At 51.1% G+C, this 24,423-nt stretch carries 19 protein-coding genes; 9 read left to right on the top strand and 10 right to left on the bottom strand.

Annotated elements, in window-relative coordinates; translation table 11 throughout:
* Positions 1-40: 40 nt before the first annotated feature.
* From aspC to pncB, 4 genes are all read right to left on the bottom strand, one after another.
* On the bottom strand, positions 41-1,231 hold the full coding sequence (aspC, locus tag AACU19_RS08410; protein ID WP_000462687.1) for an aspartate transaminase: 1,191 nt from the start codon (positions 1,229-1,231) through the stop codon (positions 41-43).
* Positions 1,232-1,415: 184 nt separating this feature from the next.
* A complete protein-coding gene (ompF, locus tag AACU19_RS08405; RefSeq protein ID WP_000977917.1) occupies positions 1,416-2,504 on the bottom strand; it encodes a porin OmpF in 1,089 nt (362 codons plus the stop codon).
* Between the two features lie 601 nt (positions 2,505-3,105).
* Positions 3,106-4,506, bottom strand: coding sequence for an asparagine--tRNA ligase (gene asnS, locus AACU19_RS08400; RefSeq protein WP_000117877.1), 1,401 nt, complete (start codon positions 4,504-4,506; stop codon positions 3,106-3,108).
* 168 nt (positions 4,507-4,674) lie between these two features.
* Entirely contained in the window at positions 4,675-5,877 is a 1,203-nt protein-coding gene (gene pncB / locus AACU19_RS08395; RefSeq protein ID WP_105278086.1) for a nicotinate phosphoribosyltransferase, read from the bottom strand.
* A gap of 265 nt (positions 5,878-6,142) precedes the next feature.
* Between pncB and pepN the strand changes: the two genes are divergently transcribed.
* Positions 6,143-8,755: an aminopeptidase N gene (pepN, locus tag AACU19_RS08390; protein WP_105278085.1), complete on the top strand. Its 2,613-nt coding sequence runs from the start codon at positions 6,143-6,145 to the stop codon at positions 8,753-8,755.
* A gap of 205 nt (positions 8,756-8,960) precedes the next feature.
* Here the strand turns inward: pepN and ssuB are convergent, their stop codons facing one another.
* The 5 genes from ssuB to ssuE are packed head-to-tail and all read right to left on the bottom strand — an operon-like array spanning position 8,961 to position 13,196.
* Complete coding sequence (ssuB, locus tag AACU19_RS08385) at positions 8,961-9,728, bottom strand: aliphatic sulfonates ABC transporter ATP-binding protein (protein ID WP_105278084.1); 768 nt, start codon at positions 9,726-9,728, stop codon at positions 8,961-8,963.
* On the bottom strand, positions 9,725-10,516 hold the full coding sequence (gene ssuC / locus AACU19_RS08380) for an aliphatic sulfonate ABC transporter permease SsuC (RefSeq protein ID WP_105278083.1): 792 nt from the start codon (positions 10,514-10,516) through the stop codon (positions 9,725-9,727). Before ssuC ends, ssuB begins: the two co-directional genes overlap by 4 nt.
* A gap of 10 nt (positions 10,517-10,526) precedes the next feature.
* A complete protein-coding gene (gene ssuD, locus AACU19_RS08375) occupies positions 10,527-11,672 on the bottom strand; it encodes an FMNH2-dependent alkanesulfonate monooxygenase (protein ID WP_105278082.1) in 1,146 nt (381 codons plus the stop codon).
* Positions 11,669-12,628: an aliphatic sulfonate ABC transporter substrate-binding protein SsuA gene (ssuA, locus tag AACU19_RS08370; RefSeq protein WP_088541654.1), complete on the bottom strand. Its 960-nt coding sequence runs from the start codon at positions 12,626-12,628 to the stop codon at positions 11,669-11,671. Before ssuA ends, ssuD begins: the two co-directional genes overlap by 4 nt.
* A complete protein-coding gene (ssuE, locus tag AACU19_RS08365; protein WP_105278081.1) occupies positions 12,621-13,196 on the bottom strand; it encodes an NADPH-dependent FMN reductase in 576 nt (191 codons plus the stop codon). Before ssuE ends, ssuA begins: the two co-directional genes overlap by 8 nt.
* Positions 13,197-13,432: 236 nt before the next feature.
* On the opposite strand from ssuE, the gene pyrD reads away from it, so the two are divergent.
* Together pyrD and zapC are read left to right on the top strand one after the other, a co-directional pair.
* Positions 13,433-14,443 (top strand): quinone-dependent dihydroorotate dehydrogenase, encoded by a 1,011-nt coding sequence (gene pyrD / locus AACU19_RS08360; RefSeq protein ID WP_001354889.1) that lies wholly within the window; start codon positions 13,433-13,435, stop codon positions 14,441-14,443.
* 173 nt (positions 14,444-14,616) lie between these two features.
* A complete protein-coding gene (gene zapC, locus AACU19_RS08355; RefSeq protein WP_001295353.1) occupies positions 14,617-15,159 on the top strand; it encodes a cell division protein ZapC in 543 nt (180 codons plus the stop codon).
* On the opposite strand, the gene ycbX is transcribed toward zapC, so the two are convergent.
* Positions 15,156-16,265, bottom strand: coding sequence for a 6-N-hydroxylaminopurine resistance protein YcbX (gene ycbX / locus AACU19_RS08350; protein WP_000224279.1), 1,110 nt, complete (start codon positions 16,263-16,265; stop codon positions 15,156-15,158). The two genes, zapC and ycbX, sit on opposite strands and share 4 nt — an antisense overlap.
* 97 nt (positions 16,266-16,362) lie before the next feature.
* Here ycbX and rlmKL point away from each other — a divergent pair, with 97 nt between their 5' ends.
* From rlmKL to rmf, 6 genes are all read left to right on the top strand, one after another.
* Complete coding sequence (gene rlmKL / locus AACU19_RS08345) at positions 16,363-18,471, top strand: bifunctional 23S rRNA (guanine(2069)-N(7))-methyltransferase RlmK/23S rRNA (guanine(2445)-N(2))-methyltransferase RlmL (RefSeq protein ID WP_001086495.1); 2,109 nt, start codon at positions 16,363-16,365, stop codon at positions 18,469-18,471.
* Positions 18,472-18,482: 11 nt separating this feature from the next.
* Entirely contained in the window at positions 18,483-20,390 is a 1,908-nt protein-coding gene (locus AACU19_RS08340) for an ABC transporter ATP-binding protein (RefSeq protein ID WP_032183876.1), read from the top strand.
* 129 nt (positions 20,391-20,519) lie between these two features.
* Entirely contained in the window at positions 20,520-21,773 is a 1,254-nt protein-coding gene (gene pqiA, locus AACU19_RS08335) for a membrane integrity-associated transporter subunit PqiA (RefSeq protein ID WP_032302809.1), read from the top strand.
* A 4-nt stretch (positions 21,774-21,777) separates the two neighbouring features.
* On the top strand, positions 21,778-23,418 hold the full coding sequence (gene pqiB / locus AACU19_RS08330; protein ID WP_000445539.1) for an intermembrane transport protein PqiB: 1,641 nt from the start codon (positions 21,778-21,780) through the stop codon (positions 23,416-23,418).
* Positions 23,415-23,978, top strand: a complete 564-nt coding sequence (gene pqiC / locus AACU19_RS08325; protein WP_001602136.1) for a membrane integrity-associated transporter subunit PqiC — start codon at positions 23,415-23,417, stop codon at positions 23,976-23,978. The genes pqiB and pqiC overlap by 4 nt, the downstream gene beginning before the upstream one ends.
* A 255-nt stretch (positions 23,979-24,233) precedes the next feature.
* Positions 24,234-24,401, top strand: a complete 168-nt coding sequence (gene rmf, locus AACU19_RS08320) for a ribosome modulation factor (protein ID WP_000828648.1) — start codon at positions 24,234-24,236, stop codon at positions 24,399-24,401.
* The last annotated feature ends 22 nt before the right edge of the window (positions 24,402-24,423 follow it).

The raw sequence follows: 24,423 nt of genomic DNA, 5'->3' as shown, positions 1-24,423 counted from the left end.
AAAAAGCCCGCTTTTCAGCGGGCTTCATTGTTTTTAACGTTTACAGCACTGCCACAATCGCTTCGCACAGCGGAGCCATATTATCTGGTGTCATCCCAGCCACGTTTACGCGACCAGAAGCAACAGCATACACGCCAAACTCTTCGCGCAGACGCAGCACTTGTTCTTTTGTCAGGCCACTGAAGGAGAACATGCCGTTCTGTTTGATGATAAAGCTGAAGTCGCGGTTTGCGCCTTTTTCCTGCAGCGTATTGACGAACAACTGACGCATACGCTGAATACGCTGGCGCATATCAGTCAGCTCTTGTTCCCAAATCGCACGTAACGCATCGTTGCTCAGGATGGTGGCAACAACAGAAGCGCCGTGTGCTGGTGGGTTAGAGTAGTTAGCGCGAATCGCCGCTTTCATTTGGCTGAATGCGCGATCAACGGTCTCACTGTCAGCAGCAACCAGAGTACAAGCGCCAACACGCTCGTTGTACAGGCCAAAGTTTTTAGAGTAGGAACTGGCAACAATCAGCTCTTTATGCATAGCCGCGAAAGCGCGCAGTCCTTCAGCATCTTCTTCCAGACCACGGGCAAACCCCTGGTACGCGAAGTCAAACAGCGGTAACCAGCCTTTCTCAACGGAAAGTTGTGCCAGTGTCTGCCATTGTTCCAGCGTAGGGTCGATACCGGTTGGGTTATGGCAGCAGCCATGGAACAGCACTACGTCGCCAGCCTGAGCTTCGTTCAGGCTGTTAATCAGTGCATCGAAGTCAAGGGTGTGATTTTCCGCATCATAATAAGCGTATTCACGAACTTCCAGACCTGCAGAGTTAAAGACGCTCTTATGGTTCGGCCAGCTTGGGTTGCTCACCCACACACGCTTAACGCTGGTATTTTTTGCCAGGAAATCGGCAGCCACGCGTAGTGCGCCAGTGCCACCCGGAGTCTGTGCCGTGCGAGCACGTTTGTCATTGATCAGGGCGCTACCTTTACCAAACAGCAGTTCCTGAGTGCAGCGACCAAATTCAGGGATGCCGTCAATGCCGAGGTAATTTTTGGTGGTTTCATTTTCGAGCAGATACTGTTCAGCCTTTTTCACGCTGGTCAGTACCGGGGTTTTGCCCGTCTCATCTTTATAGACACCAATCCCGAGGTTAATTTTGCCGGGACGTTCATCGGCACGAAACAGATCGGCCAGGCCCAGAATCGGGTCGGCAGGAGCGGCGGTTATGTTCTCAAACATGACGAGGTTCCATTATGGTTACAGAAGGGAAGTCCGCTATCAGGGTAACGGGAGATTTACAAAATTCCAACTATTACTGATGAAAACGCAGGCTGTTTTTGCAAGACGTGAGATTGCTCTGGAAGGCATAAAAAAAACAGGACCAAAGTCCTGTTTTTTCGGCATTTAACAAAGAGGTGTGCTATTAGAACTGGTAAACGATACCCACAGCAACGGTGTCGTCTGAACCTACGCCCAGTTTGTTGTCAGAATCGATCTGGTTGATGATGTAGTCAACATAGGTGGACATGTTTTTGTTGAAGTAGTAGGTTGCGCCCACTTCAAAGTAGTTCACCAGATCAACATCACCGATACCTTCTACGTCTTTCGCTTTAGATTTGGTGTAAGCGATGGACGGACGCAGACCGAAATCGAACTGGTATTGCGCAACTAACAGAACATCTTGCGTTTTGTTGGCGAAGCCGCTGATGTTTGTAAATTTATTAGTGATCGGCGTAGCGTTACGGGTTTCACCGTAGTTCGCTGCCAGGTAGATGTTGTTCGCGTCATACTTCAGACCAGTAGCCCACTGTTCAGCTTTTTTACCGTTGCCAAGAGGTTGAGCTTCTTGCAGGTTGGTACGGTCAGCGGCGCCATATGCACCAACGATACCAAAGCCTTCGTATTCGTAGCTGATAGAACCGCCAACACCGTCGCCGTTAGAGCGGCGTGCAGTGTCACGCTCGTTTTTACCCAGGTACTGAACAGCGAAGTTCAGGCCATCAACCAGACCAAAGAAGTTGGAGTTACGATAGGTAGCAACGCCGCCAACACGACCAACGAAGAAGTCATCGCTGTATGCAGTATCACCACCAAATTCTGGCAGCATATCGGTGTAACCCAGTGCATCATAAACCACACCGTAGTTACGGCCGTAATCGAAAGAACCAACGTCAGCGTATTTAAGACCCGCGAATGCCAGACGCGTTTTGTTACCAGTTTGAGCGTCAGCGCCTTCAGAGTTGTTACCCTGGAAGTTATATTCCCACTGACCATAACCGGTCAGATCGGAATTGATTTGAGTTTCCCCTTTAAAACCAAGACGGGCATAGGTCATGTCGCCATTGCCACCGTAACTGTTTTCACCGTTACCCTTGGAGAAATAATGCAGACCGACAGCTTTACCGTACAGATCTACTTTGTTGCCATCTTTGTTATAAATTTCTGCAGCGTTTGCAGTACCTGCTACTAACAGAGCAGGGACGATCACTGCCAGAATATTGCGCTTCATCATTATTTATTACCCTCATGGTTTTTTTATGACACCTGCCACTGCCGTCAATAAGTTCTGTCAATAAAAATTTACGGAACTATTGATGAGAGTTTGGTGTCTTTATGTGTCTGCAGGCATCTTTCCATTCAAACTAACGTTTCGCTACCGTGAAAGTGCTACAAAGATAAAGATTTGGTTTCAAAAAGAAAAAATATGTAACTAAAAGTAAAATTTAAGGAACTTTGTGAACACCGTCATATTTCCTTAGAAGCGTGATGATATTTACAGCAATTTTTATCTATTTATATGATTTCCTTATATTTAAATTAACTAAAAGGAAATTTTGTTTCTGATGGAAACTTTATCGACCTGGCACTAAATCCTCGTTCAGATATCCAGAACGCCAAAAAATAGTATGAAAATTGTGCTATCAGCTAAGAAAAAACTAATCCGCAATAAGAATGCGGATTATTTTTTGTGCGCAAATGTTGCGGTGTAATATTCCGTAACAGGATGATCGTTATGGCGGGGTTGCAAATAGATTGCTTGACTTAACAAACCGATAACTTGACAGAAAGGATAAAAAAAGAGCCAGCGGGTGCTGGCTCTTGAAGACGCTAAATTAGAAGCTGGCGTTACGCGGAGTACGTGGGAACGGAATCACATCACGCACGTTTTGCACGCCAGTTACGTAAGCAATCAGGCGTTCAAAACCAAGACCGAAACCGGAATGCGGAACAGTACCGTAGCGACGCAGATCGCGATACCACCAGTAATCTTCTTTATTCAGGCCCATTTCCAGCATACGCTCGTCCAGCACGTCCAGACGCTCTTCACGCTGAGAACCACCAATGATTTCACCGATGCCCGGAGCCAGAACATCCATAGCCGCAACGGTTTTACCGTCTTCGTTAAGGCGCATATAGAACGCTTTAATGTCTTTCGGATAGTTTTTAACCACCACCGGTGCTTTAAAGTGTTCTTCCGCCAGATAACGTTCATGCTCAGAAGAGAGATCAACGCCCCAGTAAACCGGGTTTTCAAACTTCTTGCCGCAGTTTTCGAGAATGGTCACTGCGTCGGTGTAATCCACCTGAGCGAAGTCGGCCTCAATAAAACGTTCCAGACGTGAAACGGCATCTTTATCTACGCGTTCAGCGAAGAATTTCATGTCGTCAGCGCGTTCTTCGAGAACCGCTTTGAAGACATATTTCAGCATGGCTTCAGCCAGACCCGCGATATCGTTCAGGTTAGCAAACGCCACTTCCGGCTCCAGCATCCAGAATTCCGCCAGGTGACGGCTGGTGTTGGAGTTTTCAGCACGGAAAGTCGGGCCGAAGGTATAAATTTTGGACAATGCGCAAGCGTAGGTTTCACCGTTCAACTGGCCAGATACGGTCAGGAAAGACTCTTTACCAAAGAAGTCTTTGTCGAAATCCACTTTGCCCTGATCGTTACGCGGCAGGTTTTCCAGATCCAGCGTAGAAACGCGGAACATTTCGCCAGCCCCTTCGGTATCAGACGCAGTAATCAGTGGCGTTGAAACCCAGAAGAATCCCTGCTCGTTAAAGAAGCGATGCAGCGCCTGCGCCAGCGTATGGCGAACGCGCGCGACGGCACCAATCAGGTTTGTGCGCGGACGCAGGTGAGCGACTTCACGCAGATACTCAATGCTGTGGCGTTTTGCCGCCATCGGGTAAGTGTCTGGATCTTCAACCCAACCAGCAACTTCAACCTTGCTGGCCTGAATTTCAAATTGTTGCCCCTGTCCTGGCGACGCCACGACTTTACCCGTCACAATGACCGAGCAACCGGTGGTCAGACGCAGAACGTCTTCATTGTAATTGGGCAGAGAATTATTGATGACAGCCTGTACAGGATCAAAGCAGGAACCGTCATAAACGGCGAGGAAGGAGATGCCAGCTTTTGAATCTCGGCGGGTACGTACCCATCCGCGCACGGTGACTTCGCTGTCAACGGCTACGCGGCCCTGGAGTACGTCGGCTACAGGCACAACGCTCATAATATTCTCTCTGTTAATAGTCGGAAAAAATAAACACTTGTCCACCCGTAAATGGGGGGATACCTATGTTACCTGGCATCTGCAATCAGACAAGCAGAATTCGCAAATGCAGCGAAAGATTTCGGAATTAAAGGTAAAAAAAGGGAGCCGATTAGCTCCCTGATGATATTAACTGGCTTTTTTAATATGCGGAAGGTCGAACGCTTTGCGCAGCGCCCGAACAAACGCTTTATCGTGGCAGATAGTTTTGCCAGGGCTGTCAGAAAGTTTCGCCACCGGTTTACCGTTACACTCAACCAACTTAATGACAATATTCAGGGGTTTTACCTGGGGGATATCGCAGGTCAGGCGAGTCCCAATACCAAAACTTAATTGCACGCGGGAAGAGAAATGGCGGTATAGCTCAACCGCTTTGCGTAAATCCAGATTGTCAGAGAAAACCAGCGTTTTACTCTGTGGATCAATTCCCAGCTTCTCATAATGTGCAATGGCTTTTTCACCCCATTCAACCGGGTCGCCGGAGTCATGACGCAAGCCCTGATAGCGGCTGGCAAATTCTACGCCGAAATCTCGCAGGAAAGCATCCATGGTAATACAGTCGGTTAACGCAATGCCAAGTTGGTCAGGATACTCTTCCAGCCAGGCAGCAAGTGCAGCTCGCTGGCTGTTGGCAAGATCCGGACTGATTTGCTGATGCGCCTGGAACCATTCGTGTGCTTGTGTTCCCATTGGCGTGAGGGAAAGCCGACGCGCCAGATCGTAGTTGCTGGTGCCTACGAACCAGGATTCCTGTTGCAGACGTTTCACGATGGTTTCTTGTACTTCGCGAGAAAAACGTCGGCGGGTGCCAAAATCCATCAGATGGAAGCGCGACATATCAAGATCGGCGGTTAATGTCGAGAAGTCGACTAATTTGCTTTCCAGCGTGTCGAGGGCTTGCGCGACGTCAGCCTGCGGTGAGCGATAGCGATGCACCATTTCACTGATAACCGCCAGCAAAGGAACTTCCCAGAGGATAACTTCGCGCCACGGGCCGCTTAAACGAATATCCAGCTTGCCATTATCATTGGACACGGTGACTTGTTCCGGGTTAAAGCGGAATTCGCGTAGCCAGTTAAGATAGTCGGCCTTAAAGAAAGGCAGGGCAGAGAGCCACTGATATTCATCATCCTGCAGGCGCAGGTGCTGCATCGCCTGAACCTGTTCACGAATAGCATCGGCATAAATACCCAGCAGATCGTCACCTCGGCAACGAAACTCCGCCGCGACATGCACATCGTAATAGTGATGAAACACGGCTTGCTGCATATGCAACTTATAAGCATCTGTATCCAGCAACGAGTGCAGAACAGGAGAAGCGAATTGTGTCATAGGTGCGCAGTAGCGTCCTCGTACAGGAGCGTTTAGTACAATAAACATCTTCAGGAACTGCTGGAGTATACCTTGTTTCGTAATTTATTGAACCCCGATCACACCATATGTCACCTTTCTGGTCGATGGTATTGCGCTGCGTATGTTATAAAAATGTAGCAATAAAGGCGTTTGTACCTGAAAAGATGAAGATTCTGCATAGCGCGATTTACGCAACAGGAATAGACTGAACACCAGACTCTATAAAAGATGCTAAAGGTTATTTATGACTCAACAGCCACAAGCCAAATACCGTCACGATTATCGTGCGCCGGATTACCAGATTACTGATATTGACTTGACCTTTGACCTGGACGCGCAAAAGACGGTCGTTACCGCGGTCAGCCAGGCTGTCCGTCATGGTGCATCAGATGCTCCGCTTCGTCTCAATGGCGAAGATCTCAAACTGGTTTCTGTTCATATTAATGATGAGCCATGGACCGCCTGGGAAGAAGAAGAGGGCGCACTGGTCATCAGTAATTTGCCGGAGCGTTTTACGCTCAAGATCGTTAATGAAATTAGCCCGGCGACGAATACCGCGCTGGAAGGGCTTTATCAGTCAGGCGATGCGCTTTGCACCCAGTGTGAAGCCGAAGGTTTCCGCCATATTACGTATTATCTCGACCGCCCGGACGTGCTGGCGCGTTTTACCACCAAAATTATTGCCGATAAAACCAAATATCCCTTCCTGCTTTCCAACGGTAACCGCGTTGCGCAAGGCGAACTGGAAAACGGACGTCACTGGGTACAGTGGCAGGACCCGTTCCCGAAACCGTGCTACCTGTTTGCGCTGGTGGCAGGCGACTTCGACGTGCTGCGCGACACCTTCACCACGCGTTCTGGTCGCGAAGTAGCGCTGGAGCTGTACGTCGATCGCGGCAATCTTGATCGTGCGCCGTGGGCGATGACCTCGCTGAAAAATTCCATGAAGTGGGATGAAGAACGCTTCGGTCTGGAGTATGACCTCGACATCTATATGATAGTCGCGGTGGATTTCTTCAATATGGGCGCAATGGAGAATAAAGGTCTTAACATCTTTAACTCTAAGTATGTACTGGCGCGCACCGATACCGCGACCGATAAAGATTATCTCGATATTGAGCGCGTTATTGGTCACGAATATTTCCACAACTGGACCGGTAACCGTGTGACCTGTCGCGACTGGTTCCAGCTCAGCCTGAAAGAAGGTTTAACCGTGTTCCGCGATCAGGAATTCAGCTCTGACCTTGGTTCCCGCGCGGTAAACCGTATCAACAACGTGCGCACCATGCGCGGATTGCAGTTTGCGGAAGACGCCAGCCCGATGGCGCACCCGATCCGCCCGGATATGGTTATTGAAATGAACAACTTCTACACCCTGACCGTTTATGAGAAGGGCGCGGAAGTGATTCGCATGATCCACACTCTGCTGGGCGAAGAAAACTTCCAGAAAGGGATGCAGCTCTATTTCGAGCGCCATGATGGCAGTGCGGCAACCTGCGACGACTTTGTTCAGGCGATGGAAGATGCGTCAAATGTCGATCTCTCCCATTTCCGCCGTTGGTACAGCCAGTCCGGTACGCCGGTTGTGACCGTCAAAGACGACTATAATCCGGAAACCGAGCAGTACACCCTGACCATCAGCCAGCGCACGCCTGCTACGCCGGATCAGGCAGAAAAACAGCCGCTGCATATTCCGTTTGCCATCGAACTGTATGATAACGAAGGCAAAGTGATCCCGTTGCAGAAAGGCGGTCATCCGGTGAATTCGGTACTGAACGTCACCCAGGGGGAACAGACCTTTGTCTTTGATAATGTCTACTTCCAGCCGGTGCCCGCACTGCTGTGTGAATTCTCTGCGCCAGTGAAACTGGAATATAAGTGGAGCGATCAGCAACTGACCTTCCTGATGCGTCATGCGCGTAATGATTTCTCCCGCTGGGATGCGGCACAAAGCCTGCTGGCAACCTACATCAAACTGAACGTCGCCCGTCATCAGCAAGGTCAACCATTGTCTTTACCCGCACACGTTGCCGATGCTTTCCGCGCGGTGCTGCTGGATGAGAAGATTGACCCGGCACTGGCGGCAGAAATTCTGACGCTGCCATCCGTCAATGAAATGGCAGAACTGTTCGATATCATCGATCCGATTGCTATTGCCGAAGTGCGTGAAGCACTCACCCGTACTCTGGCGACTGAACTGGCGGATGAGCTGCTGGCTATTTACAACGCGAATTACCAGAACGAGTATCGCGTTGAGCATGAAGATATTGCAAAACGCACTCTGCGAAATGCCTGCCTGCGCTTCCTCGCTTTTGGTGAAACGCATCTGGCTGACGTGCTGGTAAGCAAGCAGTTCCATGAAGCAAACAATATGACCGATGCGCTGGCCGCGCTTTCTGCGGCGGTTGCTGCACAGCTGCCATGCCGTGACGCGCTGATGCAGGAGTACGACGACAAGTGGCATCAGGATGGTCTGGTGATGGATAAATGGTTTATCCTGCAAGCCACCAGCCCGGCGGCGAATGTGCTGGAGACGGTGCGTGGTCTGTTGCAGCATCGCTCATTTACCATGAGCAACCCGAACCGCATTCGTTCGTTGATTGGCGCGTTTGCGGGCAGCAACCCGGCAGCGTTCCATGCCGAAGATGGCAGCGGTTACCAGTTCCTGGTGGAAATGCTTACCGACCTCAACAGCCGTAACCCGCAGGTGGCTTCACGTCTGATTGAACCGCTGATTCGCCTGAAGCGTTACGATGCCAAACGTCAGGAGAAAATGCGCGCGGCGCTGGAGCAGTTGAAAGGGCTGGAAAATCTCTCTGGCGATCTGTACGAGAAGATAACTAAAGCACTGGCTTGATACTTTTGAGCCCAAATGCCGGATGCGACGCTTGACGCGTCTTATCAGGCCTACAAGTCCGTTGAAAATGCTGGTTTTGTAGGCTGGATAAGGCGTTCACGCCGCATCCTGCAGCCGTGCCCAAATGCCTGATGCGACGCTTGACGCGTCTTATCAGGCCTACAATCCGTTGAAACCGCTGGTTTTGTGCGCCACATCCGGCATATTAACCATGACGCCGAATCGGTTGTTCAGAGTGCCCACGCTGCATCACCCGTTGCAACACTTCCGCTTCCAGCTCCGCTAATCGCACCGACCCTAACCGGCGCGGACGGGGGATATCCACCGTCAAATCCAGACCAATTTTTCCCTCTTCAATTAACAACACCCGGTCCGCCATTGCTACCGCTTCGCTCACATCATGCGTCACCAACAGTACGGTAAAGCCGTGCTCCTGCCAAAGTGACACAATCAAATCCTGCATCTCCAGTCGCGTTAAGGCGTCCAGCGCCCCGAGCGGTTCATCAAGCAATAATAAACCCGGTCGATGAATCAACGCTCTTGCCAGCGCCACACGCTGTTTCTGCCCGCCAGAAAGTGCGGCAGGCCATTCCTCCGCGCGATTCTCCAGTCCTACCGCAGCCAGCGCCCGACACGCCGCATCGCGCCACTGGCCTTTAAGGCCCAGCCCAACGTTATCAATCACTGATTTCCATGGCAGCAGACGCGCATCCTGAAACATCATTCGCGTGTCTTCCTTAATCTCAGCCAGCGGTGTGGTACCCGCTAACACATCGCCTGCGGTTGGCGTTTCCAGACCTGCCAGCAGGCGCAGCAGGGTACTTTTGCCACCACCGCTGCGGCCCACCACCGCCACAAACTGACCTGCCGGAATATGTAAATCCAGTTGGTTCAGAACGATATTTTCTGCGTAATGTTTGCTTACTGCATTGAGTAACAAGGGTGTGCCCTGGTTCAGACGAGCAGTATTCATACCGTGGCCTCCTTCAAATGATAAGCCGGATTCCAGCGCAGCCAGAGGCGCTCTAACAGCTGCGCGCTGACGTCAGCAAGTTTGCCGAGCAGGGCGTAGAGAATAATGGCGACTACCACCACATCCGTTTGCAAAAACTCCCGCGCATTCATCGCCAGATAACCAATGCCGGAATTGGCAGAAATGGTTTCGGCAACAATCAGCGTCAGCCACATCAGGCCCAACGCAAAACGTACGCCGACCATAATTGAGGGCAGGGCACCAGGCAGGATCACATGGATAAACAGCGGTATGCCGGATAATCCATAGCTACGCGCCATTTCCACCAGACCGCGATCGATATTACGGATGCCGTGCCAGGTGTTGATATAAATGGGGAATAGCGTGCCGAGCGCCACCAGAAAGATTTTTGCGGATTCATCAATGCCAAACCACAAAATCACCAGCGGGATCAGCGCCAGATGCGGCACGTTGCGCAACATCTGAATTGAGGTATCCAGCAGCCTCTCTCCCCAGCGCGACAGTCCGCTTATCAGTCCCAGAATCAACCCCAGCGATCCGCCAATTGAAAAACCAATCAGCGCCCGCCAGGAGCTGATCGCCAGATGTTGCCACAATTCGCCGCTGGCGGAGAGCGTCCAGAACGCCATTACCACCCCTTCCGGAGAGGGCAAAATACGCGTCGACAGCCAGCCAACTGAGGAGGCCAGTTGCCACACCGCCATGATGCCCACCGGTAAAAACCAGGGGGCAACGCGCAATAACCACTTCTTGACTGGCGTTGCCATTATTTCTTCCTTAGCTTTGCGCGACGTTACGGGGGATAAAATCATTCGCCACCGCTTCGCCTTGCGGATTCAGCGGTTGTGGCTGGGGAATTTCCGGGATGGCGACATCCAGATGTGGGAACAGTAACTCGCCGACCCGATACGCTTCTTCCAGATGCGGGTAGCCCGAAAGCACAAAACTGTCGATGCCAAGTGCAGCGTATTCGTTGATTCGCGCGGCGACCGTAGGACCATCGCCCACCAACGCCGTCCCGGCACCGCCGCGCACTAAGCCAACGCCCGCCCATAAATTGGGGCTGATCTCCAGATTGTCGCGCTTGCCGTTATGTAGCGCCGCCATTCGCTGTTGCCCCACGGAATCCGTGCGGGCAAACGCGGCTTGTGCTTTAGCGATGGTCTCATCATCAAGATGGGAGATTAAGCGTTCAGCGGCCTGCCACGCTTCGTCGTTGGTTTCGCGGACAATCACATGCAGGCGAATACCGAAACGAATTTTGCGTCCATGTGCGGCAGCTTTCGCCCGCACTTGCGCGATCTTCTCTTTTACCAGTTCAGGCGGTTCGCCCCAGGTGAGATAAAGATCAACCTGTTCAGCGGCCAGATCCTGGGCAACATCTGACGATCCGCCAAAGTAAAGCGGAGGATAGGGCTGTTGAATTGGCGGGAAGAGCAGTTTTGCTCCGCGTACATGTATATGTTTACCGTTAAAATCGACGGTTTCGCCCTGCAATAAGCGCCGCCAGACCTGTGTAAATTCAGACGAGGCTTCGTAACGCTCGCAATGATCGAGGAATACGCCGTCGCCTGCCAGCTCTTGCGGATCGCTGCCTGTGACCAGATTAAACAACGCGCGTCCGTTAGAGAGACGATCCAGCGTGGCGGCCTGGCGGGCAGCAACGGTAGGTGAGGTTACGCTGGGGCGCAGGGCAACAAGAAACTTCAACCGTTGCGTCACAGGGATCATCGACGCTGCCACCAGCCACGCATCTTCACACGAGCGCCCTGTGGGAATTAGCACACCGGTATAGCCCAGACGATCCGCCGCTTGCGCAATTTGTTGCAGATAACCGTGATCAACCGGGCGTGAACCTTCTTCCGATCCCAGGTAATGTCCGTCTCCGTGGGTCGGTAAAAACCAGAACATATACAGACTCATAATTGTTTTCCTTCCAGTTGAGTGGGCTGCCAGATGCGCTGGCGGATATCGACTTTTTTCGGTACCAGACGGTTTTCATAAAACAGATCTGCCGTTTGCTGCTGTAAGGCGGCAACCTCGGCGTTAACCGGTTTGATGGTGGTAGGGGGGCGATGATCTAAATAAGAGGCAATCACCGGCGTTGGTAAGCCCATCGTTTTTGCCAGTAAAGCGATGCTTTGCTCGCGCTGGCTGCGGGTTAACGCATCGGCCTCACTAAAGGTTGCCAGTACACCCTGAATAAATGCGCCGTTTTTTTCTGCATAGGGACGAGCTGCCAGGTAAAACGAGCCGGTTTGATTAAGATCGGTGCCGTCTTTCAGCACCCGCACGCCGCCCTGTAATAACGCAGCGGAGTAGTAGGGATCCCAGATAGCCCATGCGTCGACGTTACCTTGCTGGAACGCGGCGCGGGCATCGGCAGGCGTCAGGTAAGTGGGCTGGATATCCGTGAATTTAAGCCCGGCCTGGCGTAGTGCGCGTAGTAAAAGATTGTGCGAGCTGGAACCTTTCTGAAAGGCAACTTTGTGACCTTTAAGATCGGCTACGGTTTTGATCGGACTGTTATCTGCCACCAGAATCACTTCGGCTTTTGGCTTCGGCGGTTCGACGCCCACGTACAGCAAATCAGCTCCGGCAGCCTGAGCAAAGATTGGCGGAATATCTCCGGTACTGCCGAGATCAATACTGCCAACGTTTAACGCTTCCAACATTTGCGGACCCGCGGGGAACTCCACCCAGGAGATTTTTGTTTGCGGATAGCGTTTTTCCAGCATTTGGTAATTTTTCGCCAGTACCGAACTGATATTGCTTTTCTGATAGCCAATCCTTAACGCCTCTGGCGAAGACTCTGCGGCAATCGCAAGTGTGGAGACGCTGAGTAATCCCGCCAGCGCCAGTTTAATGATGTTACGCATGGGCATTACCTCGCAGAGAAAGAAGGTCAGGAACCTGAACATCACGGCGGTGAAGTGCCTGCCAGAAAGTTTCTAGCGCGGTATCAAGACGGGTTTGCAGATTTGGCGTGAACTGGGGTTTGTGGTGGTAATCAATCACCTGTGAGTCATCGGCATACACGCCGTGCAGGATCTCCTGGGCTTTCAGTGCGCTTAAAACCGGTTTAAGGGCGTAATCGACCGCCAAAAGGTGAGCCACCGTGCCGCCCGTCGCCAGCGGCAGCACCACTTTGCCTTGCAAAGCGCGCTCTGGCAGCAGGTCGAGCAGGGTTTTCAGCGCACCGGAATAGGCGGCTTTATACACAGGTGTAGCGACTATCAGTCCATCAGCCTGTTGCAGCTGTTCGGTGAAGGTCTTGAGTGCCGGACTATCGAAACGAGCATAAAGCAGATCTTCCGGGGCGAAGTTTTGCAGATTCCAGTGATAAACCTCTACATCCAGGCCATTCAGTTTTTCCCGCGCATATTCCAGCAAGGAGCTGGAGCGAGAAGGAAAGCGAGGACTACCCGCCAGGGTGATGACACGCATACTCTCTCCTTATAACCAATTGTTCTTGTTTTGTTAAAATTGATAACAATTTGGTCAGTCTGACAGAGGGCGTCCGCGAGTCGAAATGATTTATCTGACGAAGCAAAGCCAAAAAAAGCATAAAAAAAGCGCAATAAGAAAACGTTTGCTATTTATTGCCGTAGGTCAATTCCCTTTTGGTCCGAACTCGCACATAATACGCCCCCGGTTTGCACACCGGGAATCTAGGAGAGTTCATGTACTACCCCTTCGTTCGTAAAGCCCTTTTCCAGCTCGATCCAGAGCGCGCTCATGAGTTTACTTTTCAGCAATTACGCCGTATTACAGGAACACCGTTTGAAGCACTGGTGCGGCAGAAAGTGCCTGCGAAACCTGTTAACTGCATGGGCCTGACGTTTAAAAATCCGCTTGGTCTGGCAGCCGGTCTTGATAAAGACGGGGAGTGCATTGACGCGTTAGGCGCGATGGGGTTTGGATCTATCGAGATCGGTACCGTCACGCCACGTCCACAGCCAGGTAATGACAAGCCGCGTCTCTTTCGTCTGGTAGATGCCGAAGGTTTGATCAACCGTATGGGCTTTAATAATCTCGGCGTTGATAACCTCGTTGAGAACGTAAAAAAAGCTCATTACGATGGTGTTCTGGGGATTAATATCGGCAAAAATAAAGATACGCCGGTGGAGCAGGGTAAAGATGACTATCTGATTTGTATGGAAAAAATCTATGCCTATGCGGGATATATCGCCATCAATATTTCATCGCCGAATACCCCAGGATTACGCACACTGCAATATGGCGAAGCGCTGGATGATCTCTTAACCGCGATTAAAAATAAGCAAAATGATTTGCAAGCGATGCACCATAAATATGTGCCGATCGCAGTGAAGATCGCGCCGGATCTTTCTGAAGAAGAATTGATCCAGGTTGCCGATAGTTTAGTTCGCCATAATATTGATGGCGTTATTGCAACCAATACCACGCTCGATCGTTCTCTGGTTCAGGGAATGAAAAATTGTGATCAAACCGGTGGCTTAAGTGGTCGTCCGCTACAGTTAAAAAGCACCGAAATTATTCGCCGTTTGTCTCAGGAATTAAACGGTCGCTTACCGATCATCGGTGTTGGCGGCATTGACTCGGTTATCGCTGCGCGTGAAAAGATTGCTGCGGGGGCCTCACTGGTGCAAATTTATTCTGGTTTTATTTTTAAAGGACCGCCGCTGATTAAAGAAATCGTTAACCATATCTAATTATTTCTTTGAATTTCTCTTTATAAGATAATCAGGGCTTTATTTTAAGCCCTGGTTGTTTTATATTCATCGCTGTTGCTTATTTAGACATTTTGTACTTTTATTGTTGAGGTTATTAAGCGAAGCGACAATGGATTGTGTTGCTGCGGTTTTTTAGGGTAGGGGAGAGGCAAATGCGAATTAAACCAGACGATAACTGGCGTTGGTATTACGATGAAGAGCACGATCGAATGATGCTCGATTTAGCCAATGGTATGCTATTTCGCTCACGTTTTGCGCGCAAAATGTTGACTCCAGATGCCTTTTCTCCCGCAGGCTTTTGCGTTGACGACGCCGCGCTCTATTTCTCATTTGAAGAAAAATGCCGCGATTTTAATTTATCTAAAGAACAAAAAGCCGAACTGGTGCTTAATGCGCTGGTAGCAATTCGTTATCTCAAACCGCAAATGCCGAAAAGCTGGCATTTTGTTTCCCATGGTGAAATGTGGGTGCCCATGCCGGGCGATGCGGCCTGCGTTTGGTTGAGCGACACTCACGAGCAAGTCAATTTGCTGGTCGTTGAATCTGGCGAAAATGCCGCACTATGCCTGTTGGCGCAACCCTGCGTTGTTATTGCTGGTCGCGCGATGCAGTTGGGGGACGCCATCAAAATCATGAATGACAGGCTGAAACCGCAGGTTAATGTTGACAGTTTCAGCCTCGAACAGGCAGTTTAACGCGCTAGTTTAAGCGCAGTCTTCGGCACACAACTACAGCAAAGAATGGTGCCATCATTGCTGATTGCTGATTTTTTGAGCGGTGTGACTTCGCCTTCTAAAAGCTGAACACGGCAGCTTCCACAAATGCCCGCGCGGCAAGAATAAGGGATACGAATTCCCCGATTTTCTAATTGCTCCAGCAGAACCTGTTGGTTATTTCCACGAAATGCCTGCCCTTGCCAGTCAATATCTACATTTGCGTCCGGTTGCTGCGCGGCGTCGACGGTATCGTCCACGGCAGCTGCGCCGTAAACTTTCGCCGGAGCCGTTGCAAGAATTTCCACCTCATCGCCAACGCGAATCACGCCACTATTACGGGCAATTAAATTCTGACCAAAATCGACATCGCCGTTATCCTGGGCTGTTCGGAAAGATTGCAATGTTTTTAATGGTTCACCTGCCGGATGCTTTTGTCCTTTTTCCGGACTGACGGTGGTGAAAATACAGCGGCTGCAAGGCTTAACCACATCAAACACCACATCACCAATACGAATCACTTTCCAGCTATCTTCTTCCCAGGCTGACGCGCCGGAAACCACCAGATTGGGGCGGAATTGCTCCATTTTTACACTGGCCGGACAACGTTGTTGGAGATCACGTAACGAGGCTTCGTTAGCAAGAAGGTAAGGATAGCCATCAGCAAATGACAGAGGTACAGTGTTGTGGCGTTTCACGCGCCGGGTCATTTGTGGCCCCACCCAGCGCAATTGCACTTCGCGGGAGAAAAATCCACTTAACCATTTGTTGATCGCGTCTGGCGCAATTCGCGCGGTAAAATGTGTGCCCCAAACTTCGGTTGGTGCGTCTTGTGTGGCGAAATCAGCAAAACGAACATATGCGCTACTGCCATCTGGTGCGGTGAGATGCAAGCCATCATGCACAGGTGAAGGAGTAAACCGTACCATCTGGGGAAACTGGCGAGCGGTAATAAACGTACCGTCAGGTTCCGTGATCATAAAGATGCGATCGAAGGCCAGACCACTGACATCTGCCAGAGCATGTGTAAGACCAATGCCGCGCATCGATTTAACAGGATGAATAAAAAGCCGGGTTAATGTCGCCACGGTGCGGTCCTCAAATGAAAATAAGCCCTCAACTTTATGACATGACGCGCTTATTAGCTATAATGCGCAACAATTTTCTTAGAGTAAAAGTGACGATATGAATTCTCTGTTTGCCAGTACGGCCCGTGGGCTGGAAGAGCTGTTAAAAACTGAACTGGAAAACCTGGGGGCCGTTGAATGCCAGGTGGTTCAGGGTGGGGTCCATTTTAAGGGCGACACACGGCTTGTTTACCAGAGCCTGATGTGGAGCCGCCTGGCCTCGCGTATTATGTTGCCGCTGGGCGAGTGTAAGGTTTACAGTGATTTAGACCTCTATCTCGGCGTTCAGGCGATCAACTGGACAGAGATGTTTAATCCTGGCGCGACCTTCGCTGTCCATTTCAGTGGTTTAAATGACACCATTCGCAACAGCCAGTACGGCGCGATGAAAGTGAAAGACGCGATCGTCGATGCTTTCACGCGGAAAAATCTGCCGCGTCCAAATGTTGATCGCGATGCGCCGGATATCCGCGTTAACGTCTGGCTGCATAAAGAAACTGCCAATATTGCCCTTGATCTCAGTGGTGATGGCTTGCATCTGCGTGGCTATCGCGATCGTGCCGGTATTGCACCGATCAAAGAAACCCTGGCAGCCGCGATTGTGATGCGATCCGGCTGGCAGCCAGGAACACCGCTGCTCGATCCAATGTGTGGTTCCGGTACGTTGCTGATTGAAGCGGCGATGCTGGCGACCGATCGCGCACCAGGCTTGCACCGTGGGCGTTGGGGCTTTAGCGGCTGGGCGCAGCATGATGAAGCTATCTGGCAGGAAGTGAAAGCGGAAGCGCAAGCTCGCGCCCGTAAAGGCCTGGCGGAGTACAGCTCTCATTTTTACGGTTCGGACAGCGACGCCCGGGTGATTCAACGTGCGCGCACTAACGCCCGTCTTGCGGGGATTGGTGAACTGATCACCTTTGAGGTGAAAGATGTCGCGCAACTGACTAACCCGCTGCCGAAAGGGCCGTACGGTACAGTGTTGAGCAATCCGCCATACGGTGAACGTCTGGACAGCGAACCGGCGCTGATTGCACTGCATAGCCTGCTGGGCCGAATCATGAAAAACCAGTTCGGTGGCTGGAATCTCTCTTTGTTTAGTGCCTCGCCGGATCTGCTAAGCTGCCTGCAGCTGCGTGCAGACAAACAGTACAAGGCGAAAAACGGCCCGCTGGACTGCGTACAGAAAAATTATCACGTTGCCGAAAGCACACCAGACAGCAAACCGGCAATGGTAGCGGAAGACTACGCCAACCGCCTGCGTAAGAACCTCAAAAAATTCGAGAAGTGGGCACGTCAGGAAGGGATTGAATGTTATCGCCTGTATGATGCCGATCTGCCGGAGTATAACGTTGCCGTTGACCGTTATGCCGACTGGGTGGTAGTGCAGGAGTATGCGCCGCCAAAAACGATTGATGCGCACAAAGCGCGTCAGCGTCTGTTCGATATTATCGCTGCAACCATTTCTGTACTGGGGATTGCGCCAAACAAACTGGTGCTGAAAACCCGTGAACGCCAGAAGGGCAAAAATCAGTACCAGAAACTGGGCGAGAAGGGCGAGTTTCTCGAAGTCACCGAATATAACGCTCACTTGTGGGTGAACCTGACGGATTACCTCGATACCGGTCTGTTCCTCGATCACCGTATCGCCCGTCGTATGCTCGGTCAGATGAGCAAAGGCAAAGATTTCCTCAACCTGTTCTCTTATACCGGCAGCGCCACCGTGCACGCGGGATTAGGCGGTGCACGCAGCACTACCACCGTGGATATGTCGCGTACTTATCTGGAGTGGGCAGAACGCAACCTGCGTCTGAATGGCCTAACCGGGCGTGCGCATCGCCTGATTCAGGCCGATTGCCTGGCGTGGCTGCGTGAGGCAAATGAACAGTTCGATCTGATCTTTATCGATCCGCCAACCTTCTCTAACTCAAAACGAATGGAAGATGCGTTTGATGTTCAGCGCGATCATCTGGCGCTGATGAAAGATTTGAAACGTCTGCTGCGTGCTGGTGGGACGATCATGTTCTCGAACAACAAACGTGGCTTCCGTATGGATCTTGACGGACTGGCAAAACTGGGACTGAAAGCACAAGAAATTACGCAAAAAACGCTCTCCCAGGATTTCGCCCGTAACCGCCAGATCCACAACTGCTGGCTGATTACCGCAGCCTGAAAGGAATAGTAATGTCATTAATCAGTATGCATGGCGCATGGCTGTCGTTCAGCGACGCGCCGCTTCTCGATAACGCAGAACTGCATATCGAAGATAACGAACGTGTTTGTCTGGTAGGCCGTAACGGCGCAGGCAAATCGACGTTAATGAAAATCCTCAACCGTGAACAAGGGCTGGATGACGGTCGCATTATTTACGAGCAAGATTTGATTGTCGCTCGTCTGCAACAGGATCCGCCGCGTAACGTTGAGGGTAGCGTTTATGATTTCGTTGCCGAAGGCATTGAAGAACAAGCGGAATACCTGAAACGCTATCACGATATTTCGCGCCTGGTGATGAACGACCCGAGCGAGAAAAATCTCAACGAACTGGCGAAGGTTCAGGAACAGTTGGATCACCACAACCTGTGGCAGCTGGAAAACCGCATTAACGAAGTGCTGGCGCAACTGGGGTTAGATCCTAACGTTGCGCTGTCGTCGCTTTCCGGCGGCTGGTTGCGTAAAGCGGCATTAGGACGCGCACTGGTGAGCAATCCGCGCGTGTTGTTGCTCGACGAACCGACTAACCACCTTGATATCGAAACCATCGACTGGCTGGAAGGATTCCTCAAAACTTTCAATGGGACGATTATTTTCATCTCCCACGACCGTTCATTTATTCGCAACATGGCGACGCGCATTGTTGATCTGGATCGCGGCAAGCTGGTGACCTATCCGGGGAATTACGACCAGTATCTGCTAGAAAAGGAAGAAGCCCTGCGCGTGGAAGAGCTGCAAAACGCCGAATTTGATCGCAAACTTGCGCAGGAAGAGGTGTGGATCCGCCAGGGGATCAAAGCGCGCCGTACCCGTAATGAAGGCCGCGTACGCGCCCTGAAAGCAATGCGCCGTGAACGTAGCCAGCGCCGTGAGGTTATGGGGACGGCGAAGATGCAGGTGGAAGAGGCCAGCCGCTCCGGTAAGATCGTTTTCGAAATGGAAGACGTTTGCTACCAGGTCGACGGTAAGCAACTGGTGAAAGATTTTTCTGCCCAGGTTCTACGTGGCGACAAAATTGCCCTGATTGGTCCGAATGGATGCGGCAAAACCACGCTGCTGAAACTGATGCTCGGTCAGCTTCAGGCGGACAGCGGGCGTATTCACGTTGGCACCAAACTGGAAGTGGCTTATTTCGATCAGCACCGCGCGGAACTGGATCCCGATAAAACGGTGATGGATAACCTGGCCGAAGGCAAACAAGAGGTGATGGTTAATGGCAAACCACGCCATGTACTGGGTTATTTGCAGGACTTCCTGTTCCATCCGAAACGGGCGATGACGCCGGTACGTGCGCTATCTGGCGGTGAGCGTAACCGCTTGCTGCTGGCGCGTTTGTTCCTCAAACCAAGCAACTTATTGATTCTTGACGAACCGACCAACGACCTTGATGTCGAAACGCTGGAATTGCTGGAAGAACTGATCGACAGCTACCAGGGCACGGTATTGCTGGTGAGCCACGATCGTCAGTTTGTCGATAACACGGTTACAGAATGCTGGATCTTCGAAGGCGGCGGTAAAATTGGTCGTTATGTCGGCGGTTATCATGATGCCCGTGGTCAGCAAGAACAGTATGTGGCGCTCAAACAGCCTGCGGTGAAAAAAACCGAAGAAACCGCCGTGCCAAAAGCAGAAACTGTAAAACGCAGCAGTAGCAAACTAAGCTATAAATTGCAGCGCGAACTGGAGCAGCTACCGCAATTGCTCGAAGATCTGGAGGCGAAGCTGGAAGCCCTACAGACGCAGGTGGCGGATGCTTCCTTCTTCAGTCAGCCGCATGAGCAGACACAAAAAGTGCTCGCCGATATGGCTGCTGCAGAGCAGGAGCTGGAGCAAGCCTTTGAACGCTGGGAGTATCTTGAAGCGTTAAAAAATGGTGGCTGATCGCAAAATAGTCGATTTAAACAGAGACAGCTGACTACGGTAAAATTGCCTGATGCACTGGGTTTATCAGGCATGAAAACCAACACTTTGTTCGTCATCTGTAAAATAGCGCATCATTAAGGAGTACCAATGTGCGAACATCATCATGCCGCGAAGCACATCCTGTGCTCGCAGTGTGACATGCTGGTGGCGTTACCGCGCCTTGAGCATGGTCAGAAAGCGGCATGTCCCCGGTGTGGCACAACGTTAACCGTGGCGTGGGATGCCCCTCGGCAGCGTCCTACCGCCTATGCGTTGGCTGCACTGTTCATGCTGTTGCTGTCCAACTTGTTTCCTTTTGTGAATATGAACGTTGCGGGAGTCACCAGTGAAATTACATTACTGGAAATTCCCGGCGTGCTTTTTTCTGAGGACTACGCCAGCCTCGGCACCTTTTTCCTGTTGTTTGTGCAACTGGTTCCCGCGTTTTGCCTGATAACTATTCTGTTACTGGTTAATCGCGCACAATTACCGGTCCGTTTAAAAGAGCAACTGGCACGGGTGCTTTTTCAACTCAAAACATGGGGAATGGCGGAGATTTTCCTCGCGGGTGTGCTGGTGAGTTTCGTTAAACTGATGGCCTACGGCAGCATTGGTGTAGGCAGCAGCTTTCTCCCCTGGTGTTTATTTTGTATCCTGCAACTGCGCGCCTTTCAGTGCGTTGATCGTCGCTGGTTATGGGACGATATCGCCCCAATGCCAGAACTGCGCCAGCCGCTAAAACCGGGCGTCACGGGGATACGCCAGGGGCTGCGTTCGTGCTCCTGTTGCACGGCAATCCTTCCTGCTGATGAACCTGTGTGTCCGCGCTGTAGTACCAAAGGGTATGTTCGTCGTAGAAACAGCCTGCAGTGGACACTCGCACTGCTTGTTACGTCCATCATGTTGTATCTTCCGGCTAATATTTTGCCCATCATGGTGACGGATTTATTAGGCTCGAAGATGCCGTCGACGATTCTCGCCGGGGTTATTCTGTTATGGAGCGAAGGCTCTTATCCCGTCGCTGCGGTTATCTTTCTGGCCAGTATTATGGTGCCAACGTTAAAGATGATCGCCATCGCGTGGTTGTGTTGGGATGCCAAAGGGCATGGCAAGCGCGACAGTGAAAGAATGCATTTGATTTATGAAGTTGTTGAGTTTGTAGGCCGCTGGTCGATGATTGACGTTTTCGTTATCGCGGTGCTCTCGGCGCTGGTGCGTATGGGAGGTTTAATGAGTATTTATCCGGCAATGGGTGCATTAATGTTTGCTTTAGTCGTCATAATGACAATGTTTTCTGCTATGACGTTTGACCCGCGTTTGTCGTGGGATCGTCAACCTGAATCAGAGCATGAGGAGTCCTGACAGTATGGAATCTAATAATGGGGAAGCCAAAATCCAGAAAGTGAAGAACTGGTCTCCCGTGTGGATATTTCCTATCGTCACGGCGCTCATTGGGGCCTGGGTTCTTTTTTATCATTACAGCCATCAGGGGCCGGAAGTGACCCTGATCACCGCGAATGCGGAAGGAATAGAAGGTGGTAAAACCACCATTAAAAGCCGTAGCGTTGACGTCGGCGTGGTTGAAAGCGCCACACTGGCTGATGATTTGACGCACGTTGAAATCAAAGCGCGGCTGAATTCCGGTATGGAAAAATTGCTGCATAAAGATACCGTCTTTTGGGTGGTGAAACCGCAGATTGGTCGAGAAGGGATTAGCGGCCTGGGAACGCTGCTGTCTGGGGTTTATATCGAACTGCAGCCAGGCGCGAAAGGCAGCAAAATGGATAAATACGATTTGCTGGACTCGCCACCGTTGGCCCCGCCTGATGCGAAAGGTATCCGTGTGATTCTCGATAGCAAAAAAGCCGGGCAGCTCTCGCCAGGAGATCCCGTGCTGTTCCGTGGCTATCGGGTAGGTTCGGTTGAAACCAGCACCTTCGATACGCAAAAACGCAATATCAGCTATCAACTGTTCATCAATGCACCTTATGACCGATTGGTGACCAGCAATGTTCGCTTCTGGAAAGATAGTGGCATTGCGGTTGATTTGACGTCAGCGGGAATGCGTGTGGAGATGGGCTCATTGACAACGCTGCTTAGTGGCGGTGTCAGCTTTGATGTGCCGGAAGGTCTGGATTTAGGGCAGCCAGTGGCACCGAAAACAGCTTTCGTTTTGTATGATGATCAGAAGAGCATTCAGGATTCGTTGTACACCGATCACATTGATTATCTGATGTTCTTTAAAGATTCGGTACGCGGTCTGCAACCGGGAGCTCCGGTAGAATTCAGGGGTATTCGCCTGGGTACCGTAAGCAAAGTGCCATTCTTTGCGCCGAATATGCGTCAGACATTTAACGATGATTACCGTATTCCGGTACTGATTCGTATCGAACCAGAGCGGCTGAAAATGCAGCTTGGTGAAAATGCGGATGTTGTTGAGCACCTTGGCGAATTGTTGAAACGTGGTTTACGCGGATCGCTGAAGACCGGAAATCTGGTCACTGGCGCACTGTATGTTGATCTCGATTTCTATCCAAATAGCCCTGCTATTACCGGTATTCGTGAGTTTAATGGTTATCAGATTATCCCGACCGTTAGCGGCGGCCTGGCGCAAATCCAGCAGCGTCTGATGGAAGCGTTGGATAAAATCAACAAACTGCCATTGAATCCGATGATTGAGCAGGCGACCAGTACGCTTTCTGAAAGTCAGCGCACCATGAAAAACCTGCAAACGACACTGGATAGCATGAACAAGATCCTCGCCAGCCAGTCGATGCAGCAGTTGCCGACCGATATGCAGTCAACATTACGTGAGTTGAATCGCAGTATGCAGGGCTTCCAGCCTGGCTCCGCAGCCTACAACAAGATGGTGGCGGATATGCAGCGCCTTGATCAGGTGTTGCGTGAACTGCAGCCGGTGCTGAAAACGCTCAACGAGAAGAGTAACGCGCTGGTATTTGAAGCGAAGGACAAAAAAGATCCAGAGCCGAAGAGGGCGAAACAATGAAAAAGTGGCTAGTGACGATTGCGGCACTGTGGCTGGCCGGATGCAGCTCCGGCGAGATCAATAAAAACTATTACCAGTTACCTGTGGTGCAGAGCGGTACACAAAGTACCGCCAGCCAGGGTAATCGCCTGTTATGGGTAGAGCAGGTCGCTGTTCCTGACTATTTGGCGGGGAATGGTGTGGTTTATCAAACCAGTGATGTGAAGTATGTGATTGCCAACAACAACTTGTGGGCCAGCCCGCTGGATCAACAGTTGCGCAACACCCTGGTTGCCAACCTGAGCACGCAACTGCCCGGCTGGGTGGTTGCCTCCCAGCCTCTGGGAAGCGCCCAGGACACGCTCAATGTTACCGTAACAGAGTTTAACGGTCGCTATGATGGCAAGGTCATTGTCAGTGGTGAGTGGCTGTTGAACCACCAGGGACAACTGATCAAACGTCCGTTCCGTCTGGAAGGGGTGCAAACTCAGGATGGTTACGATGAAATGGTTAAAGTGCTGGCCAGTATCTGGAGTCAGGAAGCCGCTTCTATTGCGCAAGAGATAAAGCGTCTACCGTAATCATAAAGATTTGTAAATATAACCGTCTCCGGTATGTTGCCTGAGGCGGTTTTTTTGTTTCTAACGTGCGGAAAAAGTTGTTCCTCTTCACATTTTTTGTACAACCGACATGCCCGTGTAGCTCACAAATATGACAGTGGCGTGAATTTTGCGCATTGACGGCAGTTATGATTCGCGGTATTGCTTAACTGTGATTGCACATTTAGTAATCACTGTTTTCTTTTCCACCAGAAACCAGTATGAGGGAAACGAGGCATGAAGAGACAAAAACGAGATCGCCTGGAACGGGCACATCAACGTGGTTATCAGGCCGGCATCGCCGGACGCTCAAAAGAAATGTGTCCCTATCAGACGCTGAATCAAAGGTCACAATGGCTGGGAGGCTGGCGAGAAGCCATGGCGGACAGGGTAGTAATGGCCTGATTCTGTCTCTTTAAAAAGAAAC

The sequence above is a fragment of the Escherichia sp. MOD1-EC4550 genome (assembly GCF_963876935.1).
GTDB lineage: Bacteria > Pseudomonadota > Gammaproteobacteria > Enterobacterales > Enterobacteriaceae > Escherichia > Escherichia coli_F.
Note: the sequence above shows the minus strand (reverse complement) of the source record. Positions and strands in the feature narration are given on the sequence as shown.